Consider the following 25480-nt stretch of genomic DNA (forward strand, 5'->3'; position numbering starts at 1 on the left):
ATGCGTAACGGTAGGGTGAGGCGCATGCGCAGTTATCTGGCTCGTATCGCATTGTCTTGGTTCTGGCCTTCTTCTGCGCTGCCGTAGTTCCGGGTGGAAACCCTGCAGCGGCAGCTCCTGAAGTCAGCACCAATTATCCGGTCTCCGGTGATCTCACCTCCCTTGAATATGACCCCGCCACACGAACTCTTTACGCTGCAGATCTGGGCGGCAACACCGTCTCTGTTCTGAGAGACGGCGTGTTGACGACGAAAGTTGTCCTCGGACAGCACCCAGCCGCAACGGCGCTGGATCCGCGGACTCACTCTGTGTACGTGGTCAATTCGGCCAGCGACTCGGTTTCGATCATCAACGGCACCACGGTAACAGCCACTATCCCTGTGGCCCACCAGCCGATGGGAGTTGCTCTGGACCCTGGCACCGGCAAGGTCTATGTTGCCCACGGAACAACCGGGTTGACCGTCATTGAGGGCGACAAAGTGACCGGCTCGATTCCCGTTACTGGCGGGTACGTGTGGTCGGTTGCTGTGGACACTTCCACTCACACCGTGTATGCGGCCAACTATTCCAACAGCAAGGTCTCGGTCATCAACAATGGAGTGGTCACACAGACCATCCCCACCAAGAGCGGCGGTCCATTGTCGGTCGCGGTAGATTCAGTGACCCACGACGTCTATGTTCCGGGGGTCTTCGCCGGAACCAACTCAGTGATCAACGGGGACCGAGTCGTAAGGACCATCGAGTTTCGACACGTACATGGAGTTTCCGCGCTTCGTGGCTGTCGATTCGTCCACGCACGCTCTGTACGTCACTCACATCGGCCTCGACACCGTGTCAGTCATCCACGGCAGCGCCACAACGAAGACGCTCGACGTCCCGCAACCGGGCACGCCCGTGGTAGATCCAGCAACCCACGCGGTCTATGTGCCTTCCCGGAGCGGATCAGTGTCGGTCATCCGGGATCCATCCAACCGGGATTTCACGGCGGACGGTCGTGCAGATGTGTTGGCAAGGGACACACATGGCGCCCTCTGGTTGTACCCGACCAGCGGCACCGGAGGCTGGCTTGCCCCTGAACGTGTGGGCCAGGGCTGGAACTCCATGACCTCCATCGTGGCAGCCGGCGACTTCAACACCGGCGGACGAGCGGACGTGCTGGCACGAGACGGAGACGGGGCGTTGTGGCTGTACGCGGGGAACGGGTCCGGGGGCTGGCTTCCAAGGGTTCAGGTCGGGCAAGGCTGGCAGTCGATGACTGCCCTTGTCGGCCCGGGTGACTTCGACGGCGACGGCTTCCCCGATGTCCTTGCTCGGGACCCGGCCGGTGTGCTGTGGCTATATCCGGGCAACGGGATCGGCGGCTGGTTTGGCCGCCTTCAAGTCGGGCAAGGCTGGAACGTCATGACAACGATTCTTGGCTGCGGAGACTTCACGGCAGACACAGAACCCGACGTGCTGGCCCGCGACGCGGCAGGCCTGCTGTGGATATACCCTGGAGACGGGTCCGGCGGCTGGAAGCCGCGGGTTCAGGCAGGCCAGGGCTGGAACGCCATGAATACCATCGTCGCGCCGGGCGACTTCAACGGTGACGGCCGGGCCGACCTCCTCGCACGCGACAGCGCGGGAATCCTGGGCTGTATCCTCGCGCCAACGGAAACAGTTGGATGGCACGTGTCCAGGTCGGGCAGGGCTGGTTGGAAGGAGATCGACTTGGCAGGGCCAGGCTGGATCGAGTCGGCAGATGTCGACTCCGGCCGCGAGACCGAAGAGGGCGTCAAGCGCTGGTATGACCGCGCTGTTGCCACGGGGGAGGAACGAGTCCTTGCCTGGACTGCGGACGGTGATCTCCACAGCTACCGTCGGGATGAAATCACGCTCGGCGGGAAGTATGTACCGGTAGTGGAGCCATGGTGGTCCATGACAATATTCGCCGGAGTAATTGTCGCTTTGGTTCTCTTGTCGCTGGTCATGTCAGTGGTGTTCTCTGCATCAGACGGTCAATGGGCCCGGCTGTTCCTGCCAGGTAGTTTTGGTCTCTTCGCTGCGCTTCTCGTCTTTTGGGCGCGTCAGGACTGTGACGCCCGGGCACGGCGACGGGAGCGGGGTGTACCAGAGCCAAAGATGGGAAAGAGGCCAGTCAAGATTGATTTTCGTTGGCCATCGGTGCGGATGCGAGGCCGAAGCGAATCGTCTTTGCCGTGAGAATCAACGGGTGATACGCCTGTCCGGCGCCACCGGCAACAAAGCTGAATGACGAACACAACTGATGAGGGAGTTTGTAATGGGTGCTTGGTCTACAGGTAGTTTCGGAAACGACGATGCTCTTGATTGGTTTGGTGACCTGCAAGAAGCACCTGAGGTGTGGCCGTTCATCGAGGAGACCCTGAGGTCCGGTTCGACCGAAAGTGTCGTCGCTGCCAGTGCTGTATTGGCAGTGCTCAGCGGACACGAACACACTGAAATCGATCGTGATGTCATCCAATGGGCCACTGGTCAGCGGGCTCCGTCGGCTGCCCTGAAACTGGCCGCTGCAGATGCGATCCAGGTCATCATCGACGATCCGGAAGTCGATGGGCACGACGTATGGGCCGAGCTAGGCGAAGACGATGAGGATTACGTCGCTTGGCTGGCCAATTTGCAGCGTATCCAGGGTCTGTTGCGCTAACTGGCTGAACTATGTCAGGTCAGCGGCCAGCCGCGGGCGTGGCCATACTTCTGCCCCGTCGTCCCGGACAGCCCTGAGAGCGCAGCTACTTCGCGCACGCTGCCGCGGCTTTCAGGGCATCAGAAACAGCCTGTTCCATCGTCAGCTGTGCCTCGGCACGTGCGGCCAGGCCGTCGAATATGCGCTGCGCCTGGGCTTCAGGGACACTGCCCTTCTTGCCAGGGCTCATATGGCGAGTTGGCCGAGGCTCTTGAGGTTGTTTGCGCTGGGGGAGGCGATGGCCTGGCTCACCGAGTCACTGGTGTGTTCGTAGTCGGTCAGGCCGTTCGGCACAACAGTGTGAGCGTAGAACTCCTGCTCAAAGGTCACGATACGGGCGTTGACTGCTTCGAGCTTTACACGCCAGGGGATGCTTGGTTAGCAAAGTACGGGGGTGTAACTGGCTGCCGGAAATCCCGTTTGGTGATGAACCCGATTCTTCCGCAGAGCGGAGCATTCGTGCGGGCACCAGGAAAAACTTCTTTCAATGTGTAACTATCAGTGGAGTCCCGGACAATACAGGGCATGGAGAACGTTCAGCTGGGGGATGACGTCCTGTGGGCGGATACCTTGAAGGGTGACGCCGAGGCGTTTGGTCTTTTGTACGACCGGCACCGCGGTCGCGTTTTTCGTCATGCTTATCGCCTGGCTGGCGGACGGCACGACGCCGAAGACGCCACGGCAACGGCTTTCCTTGAGTTATGGCGCCGCAGGGAACGCGTAAGGCTAGTTGGCGGCTCGATCCTTCCGTGGCTGTTGGTGACGACGACAAACACTGCGAGGAATCTTCAGCGTGCAAGGGTCCGCCATCGAAGGCTTTTGGACGCAATTCCCCGACTCGGTGAGGCCGAAGCGGAACTGGACCCCGCTCTTTCCAACCACGATCAGTCAATGAATGACGAGGTCGCGCAGGCCCTGGCTGTTCTGAAGCCACTGGACCTGAGGCTGATCAGCCTTGTCGTATTCGAAGAATTGCCCTTGCCGGCTGCAGCTGAGGCAGTTGGGATTTCACCGGGGGCAGCCAAAGTCCGCATGCACCGTGCTCGCCAGAAGCTGAAGGCTGCCCTGCCACGGTCACTTCACCACCTTCACTCGCCGGCATTGAAAGGAGATCCGTCATGAACGACGTTCGCATTGATCCGCTGTTCGACCGGGCGCTCCGTGAAGTACTTCTTGCCCAGGTTCGGACGACCTCAAAACCCCGGGCACAAAAGCGACGGTGGCTGTTGTTCGCGGGCGCCCTGGTTGGCGCAGGAATGCTGGGCGGTGTAGGCGCAACGGCTGCGGGACTCTTTACCCTGCCCGGGGTGCCCACAACGACTGTCCTGTCTTCCCCATCGACTGCCGTTTACAGCGGCACAGCAACAGCTGACCTTGGACCGGCTCCGGATGGGGCAACGGGTATTGAGGTGGAACTAACCTGCCTCACCGTCGGTAAGTTCATTTTCCCTGATGGCGCCATCGTCACCTGCTCTTCGGCCGATCTGGGAACACATGGCGCCTGGTCAAAGTATGTCGTGCCCTTGGATCCTTCTACACAAGGGGTGACCATCATGACCGATTCAGGAAACAGGTGGCAGATCAGCGGCAAGTACATTTCACAGGTTGCCACCGATTGGGAAGTCAACGCAAAAGGTGAGACCTATGGCGTTGAGGTGCCAGGGCGTGGAGACCCGGACTTGCTGGCAGTAATAGCCACTAACGGGGCAAGGGGCTACGCCTACTCGGACCAGATGAAGGGAACTGATCCGCCAAGCCCAGAGGCAGCAGCCAAGAACCTTGCTAATCCTCAGCGGGAAATTCCGGTTTACCTTAGCGATGGCACCACACAAGTAGGAGTGTTTATGGCGCCAGGGTAATAAAAAAGTTTCTGCATTATTTGATAGCCATTCCCGAGCCTTCATTATAGGATACTTAAGTCCTTTCAATATCAATTAGGTGGAGGCAATGGAAAGTTCTGAAATTACCCGTGATAATCACTCTTCTGCGCGATTCCGTAAGCGTGTGATAGGAATGGTTACAACCTTTATTGTCGCTTTTGCCGTCATGTTTGGCGCCCAATCGGCCTTGGCGTACGGGGCGGTGTACGGCCAAATCAACAACTACTACGTGGCAGGCCACTGGTACGACTCGTATCCCATTATCTATACACAGTCCCAGTCGTATGCGGTGGCCGGCACCATGAGTTCATTCTCCGGTGGGGGTACGTACACTGGGTGGGCTGGAGCCAGGGGTCGTTTGTTTACACAAGATAACTACCTGAGCTGCGAAGGCTTAAATATGTACAATCCCTCTCCAGGGACAGTAGCCAATGCCAATTCGTGCAGTCAGTACCAATCCTATAACTGGTACAGCTGGGGTATTGCCCGAGGATGGACTGGCAGTGGATACAACGACTTCTACACATTCAAGTCGGTTATTCAAGGAAACTGGTAGGGGGAATCATGAAGATTCAGAAAATGTCCAAGCGTGGCTACGTGGTTGCCGTCAGTTTGTGCGCAGTTCTGGGATTGGGAGCTGGCGCATCTGTGGCTACCGCTGCAGGCGGATTAGCTCCCTCCAACCTGGCTTCCGAGACAAAGGCCGCACCGGAGTATCCGAGGAACGCTTACGGCAACACCTACGGGTTCGCCATAGATTCCGTATCACCCGAAACTGAGCCGGATCTCATTGCAGCTCTCACGACCGACGGCAAGCGAGGCTACGTTTCGAAAGCGGAGCTGGACGTCGCCAATGGCACGGCAGCTTCACGAGAGTTCAAGACTCCCGAAGACGCTGTGAAGTGGACGGAAACCGAAGGACGAGCTGACCGGTCGATACCCGTTTACGAAGCTGACGGTAAGACGGTGATCGGAGAGTTCACCGTGTCGGGTTCGGACACGCAAAAGGCCAACCAGGCGCTGACCGAATCCCGTTGAGCTGAATGTAGTTGGGGGCTGGCGGGTGCGGATTTCCTTCCACACCCGCCATTCGTTTGAGCACTCGAGAGGCTGCTGCGTCGTAGAGGTAGCTCAAGGCGCCGTCAGTGAGCATCACCGGCACAGCGCGGCTCGTGTCCCAGACGTAGCTCTGGGATGGCCCGGCTCCAGGCATCCGGCTGGCGCGAAGCCCGGTGGCGTCGTAGGTGAACGATGTCCCGTTCGCGGACTTGAGCCTGTTGGCCTGGTTCCAGGTAGGTTGACGTGCCGATCGTTGGTGCTGGACCGGTGAGGCGGTTGCCCTGGGCGTCATGGGTGATGGCCGTCGTTGTCCCGCCCACTGAGTACTGCGTCGGTTGGTTGGCCGCGTCGTATGCAAGCGACGCGCCCGAGGCAAGCTACGTGGGGTGCCGGTACCTCAAGCGATGCTGGGGAGAGGAGTCGGCCGCGGAGAAGGTCCCGGTAGAAGGTGTTGACGTCCTGCGCCGTGGAGATGACGCCGCCTTCGGGCGAGCCCACAAAACTTCCGGCTGGGTGACATCGATCCGTTCACCGAGGACGACGATGTAGGCATGGATGTTGTCCGCGGCGGCGCGGTCTGGTTCGCTCAGCGAAGTGTGACCAAGTCCCAGAGGACCGAAGATATCTTCCTTCAGAAGATCAGCAACGGGCCGGTCCCTCAGCTTTTCGATCAGCTGGCCCAGAGCCAGGTAGTTGGAGCTCGAGTAAGAATAGCGGCCAACGTTCTTGGCCTCCCAAGGGAGCGCGGCGGTTAATTCGAGTCCTCGTTGGATAGTGAATCGAGTGTTTGCAACCTGCTTCGGTGGAACCTGAGCAAACTCCGAGTCTGCGACATCCGGCATGCCGGAGGTGTGGTTCAGCAACTGGCGCACGGTGATCGGACCAGGCGGGCGGAGTGTGGATTGGAAGCTCTCAAGAACGTTGTTCACCGGGTCCTCGATCCCGATAAGTCCTTGGTCAACGAGTTTCGGGACGGCACCGGCGATCATCGACTTCGTAATACTGGCAACTGATACCCTGTCCTGGGGCTGGGCCGGATCTTTGGTATCCAGGTTTCGCACTCTATAGGCCTTGGACGATTCTCCGTCCGGCCACCTCAACTGCACAACAACGGATGTCGCGCCCCATCCATGAAATGCTGGACTCTGCTTTCCAGGAACTCTGTGGCTGCCTGGGCCGAAGCGGTTGAAGGAGCCGGGCCAGGAGGGTCCGCCCACGGCGACAACCAAAGCCGCGGAGAATGCAGTTGCCCCGAGCCAATAAGAACGCCTCCGCCACCGAGTAGCCAATGCACTCATGACTTACGGCCAGGGTCGTTGGCCAGAATCGTTTCGTGCTGACAGCGCGCGTGAATTCGAAATGAAAGACGATGCCGAGGTTGTGCTGTGCCATGTGGGTTATTCACCAACCATCGCATAGTCGCTGTCAGCAGCATCGTTCTGCTCACGGCAGACCCTGATGGATGTCCTCGAGGGATATTTTTGTCGTGGCGAAACTGCGCACGGCGACACCGGAGTCGACCAATTCCCGCAAAACCGCTGCTTCATCCGTGGAGTCGGAAATGGAAAGTTCGGAGCAGTTCCTGTCCCGAACGGTGACCTGGTAGTGCGGGGACGATGGGATGCTTCCGACAGGCTTGGGCCGGACAACGCGACCGCCGAACTGACTGCATGCCGCCGTCGATTGTGTACTGGTTCTCATCTCCAACGAACGTGCCTACTGATGCCGACAACTGCGGGCGGGACCAACGTGAGTCAGCTGTTTTAGATCGCCATGTGCATTATCTTGTCGTCCCGCGATAATGACGTGCGTTGCTGCAGCGGGGACGAGACCATTTCCGGTTCCCCCGTGAGCGAGTAATTGCTGGTAATACGACCGACGGCCCCCGATCAAATGCCCGCAGGCCCGGTAGGACTGCAGCGCGGAATCGCTCCCCGTTCTCTGGGGATTGAATCACCACGGTCTCGGCTTAGACGATATGAAGTGGGGGCCCGCGTTGTTGATGCCGGCCCGTGGCGGTCTGCGGGCATTATCGCCGGGGGCGGTCCGGCAGCGCCGGCTTTATCTGTTCGGTTGCCACTGAGTGGACGGCGGCGCTTCCGGGCCTGAATCCCCGGCGGTGATGTCCTTTGCCCGGGACGGGCCGGGGCCTTCTGTGTCACAGGTTCCGTGGGTTGCCATTAACGGTGCCCTTGGCCGGATGGCTCATCGGGGGTGCAATGGTAGTGCCACATGTGAAGCTTGGGAGGTCCCGGCTATGTTTGAGCATACTTTCATCGGGCTCGATGTTCACGCGGCTAATATCGTTGGCCACGCGATGAATCCGAGTACCGGTGAAATCAGCACCCACACTATGGTCGCTGAACCACCCGTGGTCCTGGACTGGGTCCATAGGTTCGAGCCGCCGGTCAAGGTCGTCTACGAATCAGGCCCAACCGGGTTCGTCCTGGCCCGGTTCCTACGTGCGCAGGGCATCGACTGCGTAGTGGCAGCTTCCTCGAAACTGTTGCGAGCTCCCGGTGACAGAGTCAAAACCGACCGGCGGGACGCCCGGGTGCTCGCCGAGATACTCGCGGTCGGCTCAGTGACCGAGGTCCGGGTCCCTGACCTGGACGAGGAAGCACTCCGGGATCTGTCCCGGCTCCGCTCGGGCACTGCCAAGGATCTCGCACACGTCCGGCAGCACGTGAACGCCATCCTTCTGCGCCACGGCATCCGCTACCCTAAGGACGCCCGGTGGACGAAGGAACACTACCTGTGGCTGCACCGCCAACACTTTGACCAACCGCCGCTGCAGTTCACATACGAAGCGCATATCGAGCAGGCCGAACTGCTCGCCGGGCACTTGTCCCGGATCGACAAACACATCTCGGCCACAGCCAACGCTTGCCGCTACACCCAGGTCATCAACGCGTTAATGTGTTTGCGCGGGATTTCAGACAACGACAGCGTTCGGGCTGGCCGTGGAAATCGGCGACTGGACCCGCTTCACCGGATCATCGATCGGCTCTTACCTCGGACTCGTTCCCAGCGAAAATTCCTCCGGCCAATCCCGGCACTTGGGTCCGATCACGAAAGCCGGGAACACGTACGCACGAAAGCTCCTGGTCGAAGCGGCTTGGCAGCACCGACGCCCATATGCCCGGCCCTGCGAACGGCTACTGCGCCAACTTGATCTCGACAGCCTGGCAACCCGGATCCATGCCCTGGAAGGAAACCACCGGCTCCACCACAAATGGGAACATTTCGATGAACGGCACAAACCGTCCGTCAAGGCCAACACCGCGATCGCCCGCGAACTCGCGGGCTGGTGCTGGTCACTGGCCGCACCGCTCCAGCAACGGAGACCGCATGACCGTGGCCTAAACCGAAACCTGCCCCTCAACCGTGATGGGAAGTGACGTGGCAGCACGCGGAGCCAACCCGGGAAAACGACTATGAGCAGGCGGATCATAACCGCCAACGCTCGACCTTAGACACCTGGCAGAGCTCCAGCCGAACATCGTCATGCGGTAATCAACCCGCGAATATCAGTCTGACACTGCCCGTCGATAACGACTCGCCCGCACTTCCCAACACAACCGACCGGCACAGGATGAGCGGCCCCCGAACAAACCCAGGAGCCGCTCATCCACGCCCTCTTGACACCAGAACCTACATATCAGTCGTTTGCATCTTCGGCGTCCAGGGACCAAACAGCTCCGGCCGCGGCTGAGGTGATCTTTGCGATCTCGGACGGTGCCGACATGGTCCCGGGCAAGCTCATTAAGCCCGCTGGCTGGGCATTCACGTCTGGCGATGCGGCAACCCGGCAGTTCCGTTGCACCGGCACCAGCTTCGACGTCATAGATCCGGTGTTCCATCTGGGTGTCTTCACCACACTTCCAGCGGTTCAAGCCGGATCGAGTCACTTGGGAGCCTCCGCTGGTTGCACAACCCCTTACCCCACACAGTGTGAAAGAAATATAACAAATTGTTCAAAAGACGTGACTTTGAATCCTTTGTAACGCATCATGGAATCAGCCGATCCCGAGGACGTGAGCGGCACGAACCAGAAGGGAGCGCAGATGACGCGCTTTGTTGATGTAAGCAATATGATCAGCTGGGTCAGAACCCAAGGCCCCGAAACGATCATCGAAGACCTGATTCACTACATGGAAGACGACTTCCGACGCTGGGCGCGGTTCGATAAAACACCACGTGTCGCCAGCCATACCCCATATGGCGTTATAGAACTCATGCCCACCAGCGATCATGAGACCTACGGATTCAAATATGTGAATGGGCACCCGTCGAATCCAGCCCGTGGCTACCAAACTGTCACGGCCTTCGGCGTTCTGGCAGATGTCCACAACGGCTACCCAACGTTCCTTGCCGAAATGACTATCCTTACAGCGCTGCGCACCGCCGCCACGTCCGCCATGGTCGCGAAGGTCCTGGCGCGGCCCGATTCCAGGGTCATGGCCATGATTGGAACCGGCAGCCAGGCTGAATTCCAGGCACTGGCCATGAGGACAGCGTTGGGCGTAGCGAAGCTGCGGGTCTGGGACACCGATCCTGCCGCTGTACACAAGTTCATCCGGAACATGGTTCCGCTTGGATTCGAAATAGACGTCGCTTCCTCTGCTCTGGAAGCGGTTCAGGGCGCCGACGTCATCACGACGTGCACGGCAGACAAAGCCCAGGCCACGATCCTCAGCGTTCAGCACGTTGCTCCTGGCGTCCATCTCAACGCGATCGGTGGAGATTGCCCCGGAAAGACGGAACTGGATCCGTCGATCCTGGAGATCGGTGACGTCTTTGTCGAGTACGAGAGCCAGACGCGGATTGAAGGTGAGATCCAGCAGATGCCGGCCGACTTCGCCGTAACCGAATTCTGGAAGGTCCTCCTCGGTGCCGCACCAGGGCGCACGTCAGAAGATCAAGTCACCATTTTCGATTCCGTCGGGTTCGCGGTGGAAGACTTCTCAGCCCTGCGTTATCTGCGGGACTCCGTGGACGGCACCGAATTCTTTGAAGAAATAGATCTCGTTGCCAATCCGGACGATCCCAAAGACCTGTTCGGTCTTGTCGGTGCCTTATCACCCGTTGGTTAAACGACTAACTCCATCGTCGTCACCTTCCACCAAATATATCCAGATTTGACTCCCGAACCCGGACCAAAATCCCCATTTCCCACGGAGCGCTATGTCTACCTCAATCAAGCCCCGCCTACGTTCTTCCCTACTCCTTTCAGCCGCCACGGTCATCGCCATCTCGATGGTGAGCTGTACCGTTCCCACGGGCGAAGGCGGTGACTCCGGGGCATCCGGAGATCCCATCACGCTCGGTCTATTGGCCCCGCTCACAGGTGTGGCCGCTGCCGATGGCAAGCTCATGGAACAGGGTGCACGACTCGCGGTCGACGAAATCAACGCCAAAGGCGGCATCGATGGCAGGAAGGTTGAACTCAAAGCACTTGACGTACGGGACCAGAAGTCGGATGCGGTCTCGTCCGCTGTGACGCAACTGACCTCACACCCCGATGTTGCGGCAGTGGTCACGGGCTACGCCAGCACGACCAACTTCGAAATCGATCAGCTCGCAGAAGCTGGAATTCCGTACCTGCTCAGCGGCAACAGCGCCCAAACGCAGGACATTATTTCCAAGAACCCCGAGAAGTATCCCGGTGTTTGGTCCCTTGCCCCTTCATACGAGGGCTACAGCACTGGCATTCCTGAACAATTGGATACATGGAACGCCGATGGCACCTTTCCGCTCACTAACCGCCGGGTTTACATTATCTCCAGCGATAATGCGTACTCCAATGGCATAGCTTCCGGGTTGAACAAGAACTTCAAGGCAAAAGGCTGGGACGTCACTGGACCCGACACTGTTCCCTTTGGGGAAGTGGACGACTGGACCACGCAGATTACCAAAATCCGGCAGGTTGATCCGGCTGTGATCATCAACCTCGACTACCTGACTGCAAATGCGTCAAAATTCCTCACTCAATTCCGCCAGAATCCCACGCAGTCATTGGTGTTTTCGCAGTACGCCCCAAGCGTCCCGGAGTTCACCGAGCTCGCAGGGAAGAACGCTGACGGCGTGCTTTACAACCTTCCGTTTGCCCCGTTGCCGGCACTGCCGGAAACCAAGGACCTCACCCGGAAGCTGACGGAGGCATACGGAAACGAACCTAGCCTGTACAGCTATGGCCTCTACGAACAGGTCCATTTGTGGGCCGACGCCGTTAAGGAAGTCGGTGATCCCGGGAAACGTAAGGAAGTCGGTGAGGCATTGGGCAAGCTGGACAAACAAACCACGCTTGGTCGTGTCCATTTTGATCCGACAACCCATCTGGCCGTAGCCGGGAGAGACGGTATCCCGATGACGTACTACCAAATCCAAAACGGCAAACGTCTGAACATCGCTCCCGAAGAGTTCGCCGACGGCAAGTTCCACAAGCCCGAGTGGATGAAATGAGGATCGCCAAGTCACCTGGACCCGGCACTTCCAAAGGGCACCTCCTGGAAGTACGACAGGTCAGTCGGCGCTTCGGGGGTTTCGTGGCCGTGGAAAACGTCACGCTGAATGTTGACGAGGGGGAGATTTTGGGGATTGCCGGTCCTAATGGGGCGGGAAAAAGTACTCTCTTCAACCTGATCTCCGGGGTGCCGTTCGGCCCGACAGACGGAGAGATTTTCTTTGACGGTGTACGTATTGACAGGCTTTCCGCGCACAGAATCGCTCGTTCGGGAATGCGTCGAACCTTCCAAGCGGAACAGCTGTTCCCTTCGTTGAGTGTTTCCGACAACATCGCCGTGGCCAACCACTACCTCGGAGGGCATCGGCGCACCAAAGGGGACGTGGAAACGGCCTTGGAGACCGTGGGAATCAGCAGGTACAGGGATGAGCGGGCGGCGGATATACCACTGCTGGCAAAAAAGAAGCTGATGATAGCCAGCGCCCTTGTCTCACACCCGCGGCTCCTGATGCTGGATGAACCAGCTGGAGGCCTCAACGATGAAGATCAGGCTGAATTGATCCTGCTTTTGCGGGAACTTCAGAAGGGCGGCCTGACACTGCTGATCATTGAGCATGTACTCAGCCTTATCCGCGATCTGGCCAAACGGATGGTCATCATGTCGTCCGGCGAAGTCCTGGTTGAAGGAACCCCCGACGCGGTTCTTTCGGATCCGCGGGTGATGGAGGCATATCTGGGGAAGGCAGCGGCATGAACACCGATCAGGAGACGGTTGACCCACTGCTCCGCGTCAGTGCCCTGGAGGCCGGATATGGCCGCCTGCCTGTGGTCCGGTCGTTTTCCATCGAGGTCGTCCCGGGTGAGGCTCTGGCCCTCTTGGGCCCCAACGGTCATGGAAAGACGACCGCCCTGCGCGCCATCTCGGGTCTGGGCAGGACCTCTTCAGGTCAGGTTCTCTTCGATGGCAGCGATATCACCGGGATGCCCGCCTACAAGGTAGTCAACCAGGGAATGATGCATGTGCCCCAAGGCAATCAGCTCTTTCCGAGGCTCACCGTCAGGGAGAACCTGGCATTGGCAGGTGGGATCCCGGCGGCCAGGGGTCAGCGGGAGGAGACTCTGGAAATGGTCCAGGGACTCTTTCCCAAGCTCCTGCAACGTCGCGGGCAACTTGTGGGCACGCTATCTGGAGGCGAACGCCAAATGGTGGCCATCGGGATGGGCCTTATGGCCAAGCCCAAGCTTCTTGTGCTGGATGAACCAACTCTCGGGCTGGCACCCAAGATCCGATACGAAATCCTTGACACACTCCACGAAGTCCGCCGACTGGGTCTGTCGTTGATAGTCGCCGACGGCGATATTGAGTTCCTCTTCGAACTCGCGGACCGGTGGCATCTTGTGGAGCTCGGGCGGATCGTCTCCAGCGGAACCACGGACATCAAGCCCAGCCACGAGGAAGTCATGGATATGTACGTCGGCTCCCACCCGTCATCCGCTAACAACAACATTGAGGGAGACAAGCATGTCTGACGCGCTCCTTTCCATCCTGGTCTCAGCCCTCGTGCTCGGGTCGCTGTACTCATTGATGGCCAGCGGACTGTCCCTCATCTGGTCCACGTTGGGGGTCTTCAACTACGCTCACGGCGCGCTCCTGCTTCTGGGCGCGTACCTCATCTGGACGTTCTCAGAAAAGGTGGGGCTCCCGGTACTCCTCGCTTTCGCCGCTGCGATTCCCTTGCTGGCCTTGCTGGGTATGCTCCTGGACCTCGTAGCGGTCCGGCCGTTCATCAGCAGGCCAAACGGAACTCTCTTGGTCATGGTTTCGACCCTCGCCATCGCCAACGCAGTCGAGGGCGCAGCACAACTAATCTGGGGACCGCAGAACAAGCAGATAAAGTCCGTGAGCGCCTCAACATTTGCCCTGGGCGACGTAAGAATCGCAAGCTCTACCCTCATTGCCCTGGCTCTGGCATTAGTTCTGGTCATAGGACTGATCACGTTGCTGCGCAAGACGAAGTGGGGGATGGCCGTCCGGGCCGTGGAACAGAACCGGGACATGGCAATGCTCGTCGGAATCAGGCCCGTGCGCATATACGCCAGCGTATTTGCGGTGGCATCAATTCTGGCCTGCGCCGCTGCCTTCGTCTACGGAACGACCACCACCATTACGCCCACAAAAGGTTTCGAACCCCTGCTGACTGCCTTTGTCGTCCTGGTCTTTGGTGGGTCGGCCACTTTGTGGGGCACCTTGGTCGGCGCCTTCACAATAGGCCTGTTGGAGGCGGGCACAACGTACTGGCTCGGTCTCCAATGGAGCCCTGTAGCTGTCTTCCTCGTCCTGGTCCTCATTATGCTGGTCCGCCCCCAAGGTCTAGTGAAAGGACGTTCGTGATGAACCGTCTTGGATCCCTCAAGCGCTTCGCGACGTGGCCATTGCTCTTGCTTGCCGCCGCCTTGCTGCCATATGTCGTCATCAGCGGCTCTGCACGCCTGCTGGCCGCCACAGCGCTCATTTACGCCCTGCTCGCCGCCAGCTGGAACCTGACGCTGGGTATCGGCGGCATCTTCAACTTCGCCCACGTTGGCTTCTTCGGTGTCGGTGGCTACACGATGGCCGTTGCCACAGTGACATGGGATATGAATCCGTGGCTTGGGCTCATACTGGCAACCGCTGCGGGCGGGCTGGCCGGTGCACTGGCCTACATCCCCGTGATACGCATGCGAGGCATATATATCGCACTGATCACCTTCGTCTTCGTGCAGCTCTGCTACTACCTCGTGTTGGCTATTCCCGGAATCACCGGCGGATCCAGTGGGCTGACAGGCGTACCTGCACTGAGCGTAGGAGATTTTTCCTTCGCAAAGTACTCGGGATTGGGCTACTTATGGTTGCTCGGCGGGGCAGTGGTCCTGCTCCTGGTTCTGCTCCGGACCACCCTCCGCAGCCCGTTCGGCAAGAGCCTCATCGCGCTGCGCGACAATGAAAACCTTGCCGTGAGCCGCGGAATGAACCGCATAAGGCAGCATCTCCTGGCCTTCATCCTCAGCGGAGCAGTTGCCGGCGTCACAGGAGCCCTTTATGTTGCATACTTCCGTGTTGCGGACGTCACACTCTTCAGTTTCGGATTCGTCACCCTTGGCTTGAGCATGATCTTCCTGGGCGGTACCGGCCACATCTGGGGTCCGGTCCTGGGGGCACTGGTAGTCACAGTCATCGACCGCCAACTCACGGACCTTGGGCCTGCGCGTGCGATCATCATCGGCGTTGGAACCCTTCTGGTTCTTATTTTCCTTCCACGCGGCATCTCCGGGCTCCTTGAAGACGTATGGACCAGAGCGCGGAGGCTACTTCCGGGAAACCCGAACAAATCCGCCCATAGAGCACTCCAAAAACCCGCAAACCAGACTATGGAAGTCGAGGAGAGCACGCATGTCCATTGATGCCACTGCCCGAGCAGAGCAGAACCAGCGAAAGGCGGTCCTGGACGCTGTGGATCGTCTGGCACCCAGGATCGTGCAGTCCGTCGCCGACGCAGTCAGGATCCCGAGCATAAACCCCAAGTATCCCGGTCAGGACTACCAGAAGCTCGTGGGCGGTGAGGGTGAGGTGAGCGCGCTCATGAACGATCTCCATCGCGAAGCAGGAGCCTCTACGGAACTCGTCACAGTTGAGAAAGGCCGGGACAATGCTTGCGGACGGATTGCCGGAACGGGCGGTGGCCGCTCGCTGCTGCTCAACGGGCATGTCGATGTTGTGCCGCCCAACCGGGAAGGTCTTTGGGACCACGCGCCGTTCTCCGGGTTGATTACCGATGACGCGGTTCATGGCAGGGGCGCTACGGATAACAAAGCCGGCACTGTCGCCACGGCATATGCCGCCATCGCATTAGCCACCGCAGGTGTCCGGCTCAAAGGAGATCTCGTACTGCAGGCGGTCGTCGGAGAAGAAGTCGGTGACCACCTCTCTGGTACAACGGCAGCGTTACAGGCAGGATACGGGGCCGAAGCCGCAATCGTCTGCGAACCGTCGAACTTCTCTGACGCAGCCCCCAATCTGGTTCCCACCACGCCGGGCCTGTTGTGGTTCTCGCTGTCCCTTGTCGGCAAAGCTGCGCACTCCGGACTGCGGGGTCTTACCATTCACCCAACCCTTGAAGGTGAAGCCTTGGGCGTCAATACCATCGATAAGTTCTGGATCATTTATCACGCCCTACGGCAATTGGAAGATACGTGGGCGCGGCGTGACAGGCACCCACTGTTCCAGCCGGGCTACTTCAATCTCTTGCCCGGGGTGATCCGTGGAAACCCCGAGGGCGTCCTTGTCCCGTTCTTCCTTGCGGACACACTCACAGTCGAATACTGCGTCTACCATCATCCTGAGCGAAGCAACGACGAAGTCATCGACGAGATTGAACGAACCGTGCGTCAGGCCTGTGCCAACGATCCTTGGCTGAGCACCCACCGTCCTGAATTCGACTGGAAGCTCCTATGGCCGCCGTACACCACACCGGCCAGCCATGAACTTGTCCCGGCGGTCATGAAGGCCCACAGTGATGCCGTCGGCGGGTTTGACCTGGCCACACCTCCCAAACAAGAGGGATTCCTCGGTGTCTGTGATCTCACATGGATGGACGCCCAAGGTATCGACGGGCTCGTTTACGGTCCGGGCGTTGGCCGAACCGCGCACGCGGAAAACGAGTACGTGCCAATCCACCAGATCATCACCGCAGTAAAGACGTACGCCCTATCTGCAATGGACTATTGCGGCGTCTCAGGTACTGAATCCAGCATCAATCCACCTACGACCGGCCGGAGGCTCCCGTGAACACCCCCGATATATTCGTTGCTACCTGCGATCTCGCTGGACAGGTCAAAGGACGAGGCGCACCCGGCGAAGCCTACGGTTCTGTCCTTCGCTCCGGACTGGGCTGGGTGCCGGCCAACCTTGGCATTTCGGCTTTCGGCAGCATTGCGCCAGGCAGCGCCTTCGGTTCAACCGGCGACCTGCGCCTTATGCCGGACGAGGCTACGGAAATCACCGTTGCGGATGTCCCCAATGAGGCTGGACTCAGGATTCTGCTCGCCGACCAAACACAACCTGACGGAACCGACTGGGAGTGCTGTCCCAGGACCTTCCTGCGCCGGGCCATCAGCGACTTTCGAGAGCAAACGGGCCTGCGCGTAATCGCCACTTTCGAACACGAGTTCGTTGTGGAGGGCCTGCCTCAATCGGCTCCGTTTTCCTTGCGCAGGCACCTCGACGCCGATCCGTTCGGAATGGACCTGGTGCGTCGCTTGACGGACTGTGGTCTCGCACCGGAGAACTGGTTGCCTGAATACGGGGCGAACCAGTTTGAAATCACGGTGGAACCGAGCGACCCGCTCACTGCAGCAGACAGGGCGGTGCTCTTGCGCGAATTGGTCCGCGATTTGGCAATCCGACGCGGCCTCAGGGCTTCCTTCGCACCACTTCAGGAACCAGGCGGTACCGGTACCGGCGTCCATGTCCACATCAGTTTGGTGGACGACGGCGGTAAGCCGGTTCTGTTCGACGCCACCCGTCCGGGCCGTCTTTCCGACGTTGGACACAGATTCAGTGCAGGAATCCTGCGTCACGCCGAAGCGCTGACGGCCCTGACAGCACCAAGCCCGGTTTCCTTCATGCGCCTGGCCCCGGATCGATGGAGCGTAGGGGGAATATTTCTGGCGGAACGAAACAGGGAGGCTCTTCTACGAATTTGTCCGACCAGTTCGGCAGGTGGATCTGCTCCGGACCACCAATTCAACCTTGAGTACAGGGCAGCCGATGCAACCGCCAACCCGTGGCTCGCGCTTGGTGTCCTGCTCCGGGCTGGCTTGGCCGGAATCGTAGGCGGTGACGAGTACCCCAAACCCGACATTTTTCCAGAAACGGCAGGCCCCGCTGAATTGAAGGACGTACCTCAACTGCCTCGTACACTCGAGGACGCACTCCTGGCATTGGAAAAGGACCAGGCTGTGACTTCCTGGTTCCATCCTGATCTGTTGGCAACCTATTTGGGGGTCAAGCGGCATGAACTCGCTCATGTGGCCACACTCGACGATGCTGCCCGAATCAAAGCGGTATCTGATGTCTACTAATTCCGTAGAAGCTCTCCTGACCACCATTGAGGAAATCCCCTTGGTGGACCACCATGTCCATGGAGCGTTGAAGGATGACGTTGACCGGTCCTCGCTGGAAGAACTGCTGACGGAGTCGGACAGGCCCATTCCTCAATGGATGACGCAATTCGATTCGCAGTTGGGATTCGCGGTTCGTCGGTGGTGTGCGCCGTTGCTGGGCCTTCCTGCACATGCGAGCGCCGATGCGTACTTTGAACGGCGTGTGGAGCTCGGGACGCCGGAAGTAACCTCACGCCTGCTCAAGTCTGCGGGGATAGGCCATTTCCTGATCGAAACCGGATTCCGCGGTGATCAAATCCACGGCCTTTCGGGGATGGAGAGCATCAGCTCAGCCACGGTGGGCGAGGTCGTCAGACTCGAATCCATAGCGGAGTCCCTGGCCTGGGAAGGCGTGTCAGCCGCCGATTTTGCTAGCGCCTATACGGCCCGGCTAGCGCTGGCAACGGAGAACGCGGTGGGAGTCAAGAGCATCATCGCCTACCGGCATGGGTTCGACTTTGATCCAATCCGGCCGTCCAAAGAAGAAGTGGCCAAGGCGGCTGCTTCCTGGCTCCGTCTGGTAGCAGCCGGCTACTCGCTCCGTGTTTCGGATCCTGTGCTTTTGCGCTTCTTTCTCTGGTCGGGCGTCGACCGTGGTCTTCCCATTCAAATGCACACCGGATACGGCGATCCTGACTTGCGTCTGGAGGCCTGCGACCCGTTGCTGCTGGTTCCTTGGTTGAAGCTGATTGAATCATTGAAGGTGGACGTACTCCTTCTTCATTGCTATCCGTTCCATCGTCACGCGGGCTACCTTGCGCAGATATTTCCGCACGTTTACTTCGATGTGGGGCTTGGGACCAACTACACAGGCGTTCAGTCTCTGGAACTGATCAAGGAGTCTTTCGAGTTGGCACCGTTCTCCAAGATCCTGTTTTCAACGGATGCATGGGGACCTCCGGAACTCCATTACCTCGGGGCGCGACTATGGCGCGAAGGAATGGGCAAGGTCCTGGGGGCTTGGGTTCGCGATGGGGACTGGGCTGAGGAGGATGCCATTCGAGTAGTTCACATGGTCGGAAGGGATAACGCGGTGCGCGTCTATGAGCTGGGGGAGAAGTGAACTCTGAACTATTTGAGGTGCTCAGGAGACGCATAGACCAGGAGATTCCGCGTGCAATAGAACTGCGCCACAAATTGCATAGCATGCCGGATCTATCCGGTTCCGAGGGGCCGACCCTTGATCTGGTCTTGAACGCATTGCCAGGCGATCTGCAAACCAGGTTTGTGGCTGAAACGGGGGCAGTACTGCGAATCGGCGGGCCCGGCAAGGCAATCGCCATCCGGGCTGAGCTGGATGCGCTGCCGGCCATGGAAGATTCCGAAGTCGCTTGGGCTTCCCAAAGACCGGGTGTCATGCACGCCTGTGGGCATGATATCCATCTGGCTGCCGTCGTTGCCTTGGCCAGGGCTGTCCACTCAACGCCGGGCGCAGCTCCCATGGCACTGGTCTTGCAACCGAGGGAAGAAACGTACCCGTCCGGGGCAAAGGATATCTGCGCAACAGGGATACTCGCGGAGCAAGACGTGCGCGCCACAGTCGCGGCCCATGTTCAGCCGCTGCTACCCGGAGGGACAGTGGCGTGCACGCCGGGGGCCGTGAATGCCTCATCGGACGAGTTCATCATCAACATTAATGGAAGGGGCGGCCACGCTGCCTACCCGCACATTGCAGCGGATCCTGTCCTGGCGCTATCCCACGTTGTGGTCTCTTTGCAAAACATCGTGAGCCGGAACGTGGATCCCATGGACTCGGTCGTGCTCACCATTGCTACCCTTCAGGCTGGTACCGCGGCCAATGTCATACCGGGTACCGCCGCCGCCCGGGGAACCGTCCGCACCATGGCCACCCCAGTGAGGGAGGAAGTTCTGCGGCGTCTTGCCGAGACGGTGCACCTGGTTGCAGCTGCGCACGGCTGCGGCGGCGAAGTCAGCGTCACCCAGGGCGAACCCGTCCTGGAAAATGATGCGAACATCGTGAAGGCGACTGCCCCTCTACTGCTGGCTCTGGGCTTGGAAGTGGACAGCAATCTCAGGTCGGCAGGCTCCGACGATTTTTCGTATTTTTCGGAAAGGATGCCTTCATTGATGATGTTCGTAGGTACCAGCGGAAGCGCAGAACGGCTGCACTCAAGCACTTTCGTGCCCGATGACTCTCACGTTCGTGATGTAGCGCATGCGCTGCTGGCTGGATACGTTGGCGCCGCCAGGACGTTGCTGCCCGCCCACGAGCCGCCCCTGGTCGCTGCCCCAACAAGCTGACGGCAGGCCAGGCTCAAGCCGTTCAGCGTTTCCTGATTGAATGGGGATAAAAAGCGGCGGACGCCACAACTCGCTTGCAGCTTTGCCGTCTATGCAAGAAAGGAACGCCATGACGCAGTCCGGACATTTTGAACAGTCTGAGAACCAATCTGCCCGGTTGACCTTGGCGGACCGAATCCGTCAAATTCAGGGTTCGCTTTCCCCGGCGGAGCACAAGCTGTCCCGCGTGTTCCTCGCCAACTACCCGACGGCAGGGCTGGAATCCACAATTGAATTTGCCAAGAAGGGAAACGTCAGTGCACCCACCGTGCTCAGGTTCGTCAGCAGATTGGGTTTCAACAAGTACCGGGACTTCCAGGATGCCCTACGTGAAGAAGTGCAGGCGCGGAGGGCATCCCCGCTGACCCTCCAAGGCAAAATACGAGTTGATTCAGCGGCTCCAGAATTGGCTCAGTCAGTGGCAGAGACGGCGGTGGAGGGCATCGAGAGCACGGTCGCCTCCCTTCCGGAGCATGAATTCGACCGTGCCGTGGCGCTTCTATGCAATACGTCACTGGACATTACTTCGATCGGCGGCAGGTTCTCCCACCTCCTGGCCACGTACTTGGACTTGCACCTTCGCCTGATGCGGCCCAACACCGTGGTGCACGCCCAGCATCCGAACAATGACTCCACGTTCATAGCTGACCTCAGCAAACGCGATGTCTGCGTCTTCTTTGATTTTCGCCGCTACCAGAAAGACACAGTTGACCTGGCAAAGGCGGCCCGTGAGAAGGGGGCGAAGATTATCCTCATCACGGACCCCTGGCTCTCTCCGGTTTCATTTGTCGCGGACGTCGTGCTGCCGGCACGGGTGGAGGCAGCTGGTTCGTTCGACAGCATCGTGCCGGCAACGGTGTTGGTGGAAGCCCTCATCGCAGCGGTCCACGTCAAACTTGGGCCCGCGGCCGACGACCGCATGCGGACTTTGGAAGCCAGCTATGGCACCGTGCTGGCCGATTAAGCCTCAATGCAAGGTTCTATTGGACGCCGGAATTGAAGTCTTCAAGCATTGAAACTCGCAGCACCCATATCGAACACCCCGTCATCCTTGTCGGTCTTTTTGCAACCGGCTTAAGCCGGTTGGCCCAACCAGTATCCGCTTCGATGTCCGGACGCTCAAGAGGAGGCGCTCGGCGAGGCCGAGTCATAAGTGAATTCAGAGCTGGCGTCGTCCACAAGCCCCTGGGGGAGGCTTTCGAGGACAGGAACGACGGCAGGATGTTGGGTCCAGGTTTATATTGAGGATCGACTACAGGTGGTCAAATACAAGGGGGACATGGTCGCCCAAGCCCACCGTGAACTGCAAAACCTTGGACCCGAAGCGCATCTGGAGGTATTTCCTGGCACGTTCACGCCTGGAAAGCGGGGTTCGCCGTCCAGGACAATGGACCGTTCGCCCATTCCCATTTCGGACCATTGGGCGGCCAGCCGCAGGCACACCATCAGCCTTCATTCACGACTGAGGTCACCAGCCCATCCCACAGCACGTGGGCCTGCGCATCATGTCAAAAGACGACTCCCAAGTAGCCGCCAGGTAGTTTCAATCATCACCTTACGGCAGGCCCGCGACGTGATCCCGCATGGAGCGCATCAGTACTTTTCCCTCGCCACGATGCTGTGAGGAGCTCCAGGTCTCTCTCGGCAGCTTCCATCCAGGGTCCAAGCTCTGGCCCGCAGCCTGCCCTGCATGAACCCCGAGAGCTGTCTCTCAAAAAGTTCTCATTTTTTGCGGCATGAACTATTCCTATTCTGCACTCCTTTGACTGGAGACGGCCTTGCCGGACGCAATCGGTCAGTCTCCGCAACATATGTTTGGCCGTCGGCTGTGGGGTCTGTCGGTCACTGTTCATTGGAGAGAATCCCTTGAAGTTTCTGCTTGGGAAAATATCAGCCTGCGTTGCCGTTTTAATGGTTATTTTTGGCGCCCTTTCATTGGGGGTGCTCCACCTAAGTGCACCAGCTCACGCCTACGAAGTAGCAACCAACCAGGCAAGCGTCACCGGTGGGGCGGCTGTTTTGACGATGCCGGGATCCGGTCTGACGGCTACCTATGATCAATCCGGCCTGACTGAACTCGTAGGCAGATCGACACTCGACAGCAGGGGCTACCTTGCATCTGATTTCACACCCAGCATTACAAGCACCGCTCCTGCGGTCGAGTTCTCATCGAACCTGATCAACAACTGCCCAGCGGTAGGCACCTGTACCGGCTTGGGGACCATCACTATCACTTTCAGCCAGCCAGTTCGGAATCCTGTGCTCAATATCGCTGGCCTCGGCGGATACGTCTTGAATGACGTCGGCAATAACGGGACCGTCGACAAGCAGTCCCAGCAGCACGCTGTGTTGAACCTTGCAACTGCAGGCCTGACGATGACCAAGCTCTCCGGTGGAAACCTTTCCGTCTCTGGAAACTCGATCACCACTACCAACGACAATGCGGGAACTGCGTGCAACACAAGTGTGCAGACCGGCACACCTGACCCTGTCGACGCCCAGGCGACCGCCGGCTGCGGTTCGGCTCGCATCAATGGAACCGTCACCACGCTGACTTTCGACATCAGTGCTGTTTTTGTCCAAACCACTGCTGCCTTGCCGGCCTACACCATCAATGACAGTACGGACCCATTGCACAACAGGGACAACTTCGTCATGGCGATGACTGTCCCCCAGGATTTCGGTGACGCGCCTGCTTCGTACGATCAGAGCAATGCTGCCCGGGCTGTTCTTTCCGATGTGGCACTTGGGGCGAACGTGACTGAGGATAACGCTCAGGTCGCCAACGGCACTGCGTCGCCGAATGCGGGTGCGACGGCGGCCCAGGACCTGATGGACGACGGCGTGGTTCTGGCGCCCATGACGCAAGGTGCTACCAGCTACTCAACCACCGTGGCGATCAGTGGGGCCAGCAAAGCCGGAACGACCTGCGGGTGGATTGACTTGAACAAGGACGGCCTGTTCAATAACACCGCCGAGCGTGCTTGCGCCACGTTCGCTGCGGGCGCCACGACCGCAACACTTACCTGGACAGTCCCTGCCGGGGTCACCGCCGGGACAACGTATGCGCGGTTCCGGATCGGCTACACCGCCAGCCAGATCCAGGTCCCGATCGGTGCCTCGAATTCCGGCGAGGTGGAAGACTACATCTTCACGATCGCTCCGGCGTCCGCTCCTGCCATCACGCTGGTCAAGACAGCGGACAAGACCACGCTGGTGGCCGGTGAAACCGCAACCTACACGTTCGTGGCGAAGAACACGGGAAACGTGACGCTCACCTCGGTGGTCATCACCGAGACCCAATTCTCCGGAACCGGCACCATGACCGCCCTTTCCTACACTTGGCCTGGCCTTCCCGGGGTCCTTTTGCCCGGACAGTCAGTGACTGCCACCGCAACATATGTGGTCACCCAGGCGGACGTCACCACGGGGCTACTGACCAACACGGCGAAGGTCACCGGGAACCCGCCCCTTGGCTTGCCCGTCACGGCAACCGATGATGCCCAGGTCACGGCACCTCCGGCCTGGAAGATCAAAAAGAGCGCCACCGTCAACGGGTCAGTTCCCGCGAACGGGTCCATCACCCCGGGGCAGACCATCGTGTACACCGTGACGGCCACCAGCATCAGCGGGACCATCACCGGGGTCGTGCTCAAGGACAACCTGGCACAGGTCCTGGATGACGCGACGTTCGTGCCCGGTTCAGCGACCCTGGTGATCGGTACGGGATCACCTGTGGCTGTGGCCGATCCTGTGCCGCCGTCCACGTTGCTGAGCACCGCCGCGTTCCCGCTGCCTGCCGGTCAGACAGCCACCCTGAAGTACAGCGTCGTGGTCAAAACGGGCGCGTGGAACGCACAGCTTGTCAACGTGGTGACGGGCACAGCAACTACCACGCCACCGCAGACCTGCGCACCAAGCTCCGCAGGGCCGGGACCTGACTGCACCACGACGCATCACACCCCGGGCAAAGTGCTGATCGAGAAGATCGGCGAGTCCTCGGGCGGTACGTGGGTTCCGATGGCGGGCTCCACCTGGGCCGTGCATACCGACAACAACGGCGCACCCGGTGCCGTGCTGGCCAGCCCAGCCGTCACCGCTGTGAGCGGGCAAACAGGCCGGTTCCAACTCGAGGGAATCCAGCCAGGAACGTACTGGCTCGAAGAAACCGCAGCGCCGGACGGGTTCAGCCTGCTGGCCGAGCCCGTGCAATTCACCATCGCAGCGAACGGTGCCGTGTCCCTGGGCCAAGGCACCAGCGGCGGAGTAGTGACCAGCACCGACGCCGACGGCGACGGGATCTTCCTGCTCACAGTCCGCGACGTGCCGGCACTCCAGCTTCCCGAGTCCGGCGGCATCGGCTGGTGGCCGTTCACCACGGCCGGATCCGTCCTGCTGTTGGGCGCCCTCGCACTGGCAACAAACCGCCGCCGGCGCGAGTCAATCACTGCTTGATAAGAGTTCGCGCGAGCACCACCACCAGCAACAACAACTGTAGGCATCACTGCGGCGGCCGCTATCCCGGCCCCCGCAGTGATACGCCCCCGCAGTGATCCCACGATGCGGAAGAACGCCAACCAGGTGCTCTTCCCCACTCGTATTCTTGTCCGTACTTCTGTAGAGCATTCCAGCGTCACGAACCTGCCTCCCTTTGCACAGCAACATTGTGGAGGAACCCAAAGAAGCCGAAGACGCCAAACCCATCCTGGAAGACCTGGCGACAACGTCGCCCATCCTTGCGGCAAAGCTCGCCCGCCTGCCGGCTGAACAAGCGGCCATGATTCTTGGGGAACGGCCCACAGAAGGCGGTGTTAGCCCATCCAGGGCAGGCACGCCTGGCAGCTGAGGGGAATTCTGTCGGTGCTCTGT

Annotated in this window: 24 protein-coding genes and 2 pseudogenes; 21 read left to right on the top strand and 5 right to left on the bottom strand. The window is 59.5% G+C overall.

Going from position 1 to position 25480, the window contains the following annotated elements:
• Positions 1-314: 314 nt before the first annotated feature.
• From ACZ5G6_RS09405 to ACZ5G6_RS09415, 3 genes and pseudogenes are all read left to right on the top strand, one after another.
• Positions 315-362 (top strand): annotated as a pseudogene (locus ACZ5G6_RS09405) (hypothetical protein); the annotation flags it as partial.
• A gap of 412 nt (positions 363-774) precedes the next feature.
• A complete protein-coding gene (locus ACZ5G6_RS09410; protein WP_498690961.1) occupies positions 775-2202 on the top strand; it encodes an FG-GAP repeat domain-containing protein in 1428 nt (475 codons plus the stop codon).
• Positions 2203-2281: 79 nt separating this feature from the next.
• Positions 2282-2665: a DUF4259 domain-containing protein gene (locus ACZ5G6_RS09415; RefSeq protein WP_223936944.1), complete on the top strand. Its 384-nt coding sequence runs from the start codon at positions 2282-2284 to the stop codon at positions 2663-2665.
• Positions 2666-2750: 85 nt separating this feature from the next.
• On the opposite strand, the gene ACZ5G6_RS09420 is transcribed toward ACZ5G6_RS09415, so the two are convergent.
• Together ACZ5G6_RS09420 and ACZ5G6_RS09425 are read right to left on the bottom strand one after the other, a co-directional pair.
• On the bottom strand, positions 2751-2894 hold the full coding sequence (locus ACZ5G6_RS09420; protein WP_498690963.1) for a hypothetical protein: 144 nt from the start codon (positions 2892-2894) through the stop codon (positions 2751-2753).
• On the bottom strand, positions 2891-3034 hold the full coding sequence (locus ACZ5G6_RS09425; RefSeq protein WP_223936954.1) for a hypothetical protein: 144 nt from the start codon (positions 3032-3034) through the stop codon (positions 2891-2893). The genes ACZ5G6_RS09420 and ACZ5G6_RS09425 overlap by 4 nt, the downstream gene beginning before the upstream one ends.
• A gap of 195 nt (positions 3035-3229) precedes the next feature.
• Between ACZ5G6_RS09425 and ACZ5G6_RS09430 the strand changes: the two genes are divergently transcribed.
• From ACZ5G6_RS09430 to ACZ5G6_RS09440, 3 genes are all read left to right on the top strand, one after another.
• Positions 3230-3826 (top strand): RNA polymerase sigma factor, encoded by a 597-nt coding sequence (locus tag ACZ5G6_RS09430; protein WP_223936956.1) that lies wholly within the window; start codon positions 3230-3232, stop codon positions 3824-3826.
• Complete coding sequence (locus ACZ5G6_RS09435) at positions 3823-4563, top strand: peptidase M56 family protein (protein ID WP_223936958.1); 741 nt, start codon at positions 3823-3825, stop codon at positions 4561-4563. The genes ACZ5G6_RS09430 and ACZ5G6_RS09435 overlap by 4 nt, the downstream gene beginning before the upstream one ends.
• A 585-nt stretch (positions 4564-5148) precedes the next feature.
• The gene (locus ACZ5G6_RS09440) at positions 5149-5622 is read left to right on the top strand and encodes a hypothetical protein (protein WP_498690966.1); all 474 of its coding nucleotides are present in this window, start codon (positions 5149-5151) and stop codon (positions 5620-5622) included.
• 398 nt (positions 5623-6020) lie between these two features.
• Here ACZ5G6_RS09440 and ACZ5G6_RS09445 read toward each other — a convergent pair whose 3' ends face one another.
• Both ACZ5G6_RS09445 and ACZ5G6_RS09450 read right to left on the bottom strand, forming a co-directional pair.
• A complete protein-coding gene (locus ACZ5G6_RS09445; protein ID WP_498690968.1) occupies positions 6021-6704 on the bottom strand; it encodes a serine hydrolase domain-containing protein in 684 nt (227 codons plus the stop codon).
• A gap of 382 nt (positions 6705-7086) precedes the next feature.
• Positions 7087-7344 carry an ATP-binding protein DrrA1-3 family domain-containing protein gene (locus ACZ5G6_RS09450; protein ID WP_498690970.1) on the bottom strand — a complete coding sequence of 86 codons (258 nt, stop codon included), beginning with the start codon at positions 7342-7344 and terminating at the stop codon, positions 7087-7089.
• 616 nt (positions 7345-7960) lie between these two features.
• Here ACZ5G6_RS09450 and ACZ5G6_RS09455 point away from each other — a divergent pair.
• Positions 7961-8290 (top strand): annotated as a pseudogene (locus ACZ5G6_RS09455) (IS110 family transposase); the annotation flags it as partial.
• Positions 8291-8606: 316 nt separating this feature from the next.
• Entirely contained in the window at positions 8607-9044 is a 438-nt protein-coding gene (locus ACZ5G6_RS09460; protein ID WP_498690973.1) for a transposase, read from the top strand.
• A 260-nt stretch (positions 9045-9304) separates the two neighbouring features.
• On the opposite strand, the gene ACZ5G6_RS09465 is transcribed toward ACZ5G6_RS09460, so the two are convergent.
• Entirely contained in the window at positions 9305-9490 is a 186-nt protein-coding gene (locus tag ACZ5G6_RS09465) for a hypothetical protein (RefSeq protein WP_498690975.1), read from the bottom strand.
• A 220-nt stretch (positions 9491-9710) separates the two neighbouring features.
• On the opposite strand from ACZ5G6_RS09465, the gene ocd reads away from it, so the two are divergent.
• The 13 genes from ocd (at position 9711) to ACZ5G6_RS09530 (ending at position 25457) form a co-directional block, all read left to right on the top strand.
• Positions 9711-10739 (top strand): ornithine cyclodeaminase, encoded by a 1029-nt coding sequence (gene ocd / locus ACZ5G6_RS09470; protein ID WP_223937533.1) that lies wholly within the window; start codon positions 9711-9713, stop codon positions 10737-10739.
• Positions 10740-10830: 91 nt separating this feature from the next.
• Positions 10831-12108, top strand: coding sequence for an ABC transporter substrate-binding protein (locus ACZ5G6_RS09475; RefSeq protein WP_498690977.1), 1278 nt, complete (start codon positions 10831-10833; stop codon positions 12106-12108).
• Positions 12105-12863 carry an ABC transporter ATP-binding protein gene (locus tag ACZ5G6_RS09480; protein WP_498690978.1) on the top strand — a complete coding sequence of 253 codons (759 nt, stop codon included), beginning with the start codon at positions 12105-12107 and terminating at the stop codon, positions 12861-12863. The genes ACZ5G6_RS09475 and ACZ5G6_RS09480 overlap by 4 nt, the downstream gene beginning before the upstream one ends.
• The gene (locus ACZ5G6_RS09485) at positions 12860-13639 is read left to right on the top strand and encodes an ABC transporter ATP-binding protein (protein ID WP_223936970.1); all 780 of its coding nucleotides are present in this window, start codon (positions 12860-12862) and stop codon (positions 13637-13639) included. Before ACZ5G6_RS09480 ends, ACZ5G6_RS09485 begins: the two co-directional genes overlap by 4 nt.
• Entirely contained in the window at positions 13632-14501 is an 870-nt protein-coding gene (locus ACZ5G6_RS09490; RefSeq protein ID WP_223936971.1) for a branched-chain amino acid ABC transporter permease, read from the top strand. Before ACZ5G6_RS09485 ends, ACZ5G6_RS09490 begins: the two co-directional genes overlap by 8 nt.
• Positions 14501-15550 carry a branched-chain amino acid ABC transporter permease gene (locus tag ACZ5G6_RS09495; RefSeq protein ID WP_223936972.1) on the top strand — a complete coding sequence of 350 codons (1050 nt, stop codon included), beginning with the start codon at positions 14501-14503 and terminating at the stop codon, positions 15548-15550. The genes ACZ5G6_RS09490 and ACZ5G6_RS09495 overlap by 1 nt, the downstream gene beginning before the upstream one ends.
• A complete protein-coding gene (locus ACZ5G6_RS09500) occupies positions 15540-16934 on the top strand; it encodes a M20 family metallopeptidase (protein ID WP_498690982.1) in 1395 nt (464 codons plus the stop codon). Before ACZ5G6_RS09495 ends, ACZ5G6_RS09500 begins: the two co-directional genes overlap by 11 nt.
• A complete protein-coding gene (locus ACZ5G6_RS09505) occupies positions 16931-18229 on the top strand; it encodes a glutamine synthetase family protein (RefSeq protein WP_223936974.1) in 1299 nt (432 codons plus the stop codon). Before ACZ5G6_RS09500 ends, ACZ5G6_RS09505 begins: the two co-directional genes overlap by 4 nt.
• Entirely contained in the window at positions 18219-19373 is a 1155-nt protein-coding gene (locus ACZ5G6_RS09510; RefSeq protein WP_498690984.1) for an amidohydrolase family protein, read from the top strand. Before ACZ5G6_RS09505 ends, ACZ5G6_RS09510 begins: the two co-directional genes overlap by 11 nt.
• Before the next feature lie 83 nt (positions 19374-19456).
• Entirely contained in the window at positions 19457-20572 is a 1116-nt protein-coding gene (locus tag ACZ5G6_RS09515; protein WP_498690986.1) for a M20 metallopeptidase family protein, read from the top strand.
• A 109-nt stretch (positions 20573-20681) separates the two neighbouring features.
• Positions 20682-21575 carry a MurR/RpiR family transcriptional regulator gene (locus ACZ5G6_RS09520; protein WP_223936976.1) on the top strand — a complete coding sequence of 298 codons (894 nt, stop codon included), beginning with the start codon at positions 20682-20684 and terminating at the stop codon, positions 21573-21575.
• Between the two features lie 1250 nt (positions 21576-22825).
• Positions 22826-25066 (top strand): CLIPPER-2 domain-containing protein, encoded by a 2241-nt coding sequence (locus ACZ5G6_RS09525; RefSeq protein ID WP_498690989.1) that lies wholly within the window; start codon positions 22826-22828, stop codon positions 25064-25066.
• A gap of 196 nt (positions 25067-25262) precedes the next feature.
• Entirely contained in the window at positions 25263-25457 is a 195-nt protein-coding gene (locus tag ACZ5G6_RS09530; RefSeq protein WP_498690991.1) for a hypothetical protein, read from the top strand.
• Positions 25458-25480: the final 23 nt, after the last annotated feature.

It is taken from the genome of Arthrobacter sp. TmtSoilC51, from assembly GCF_055388015.1.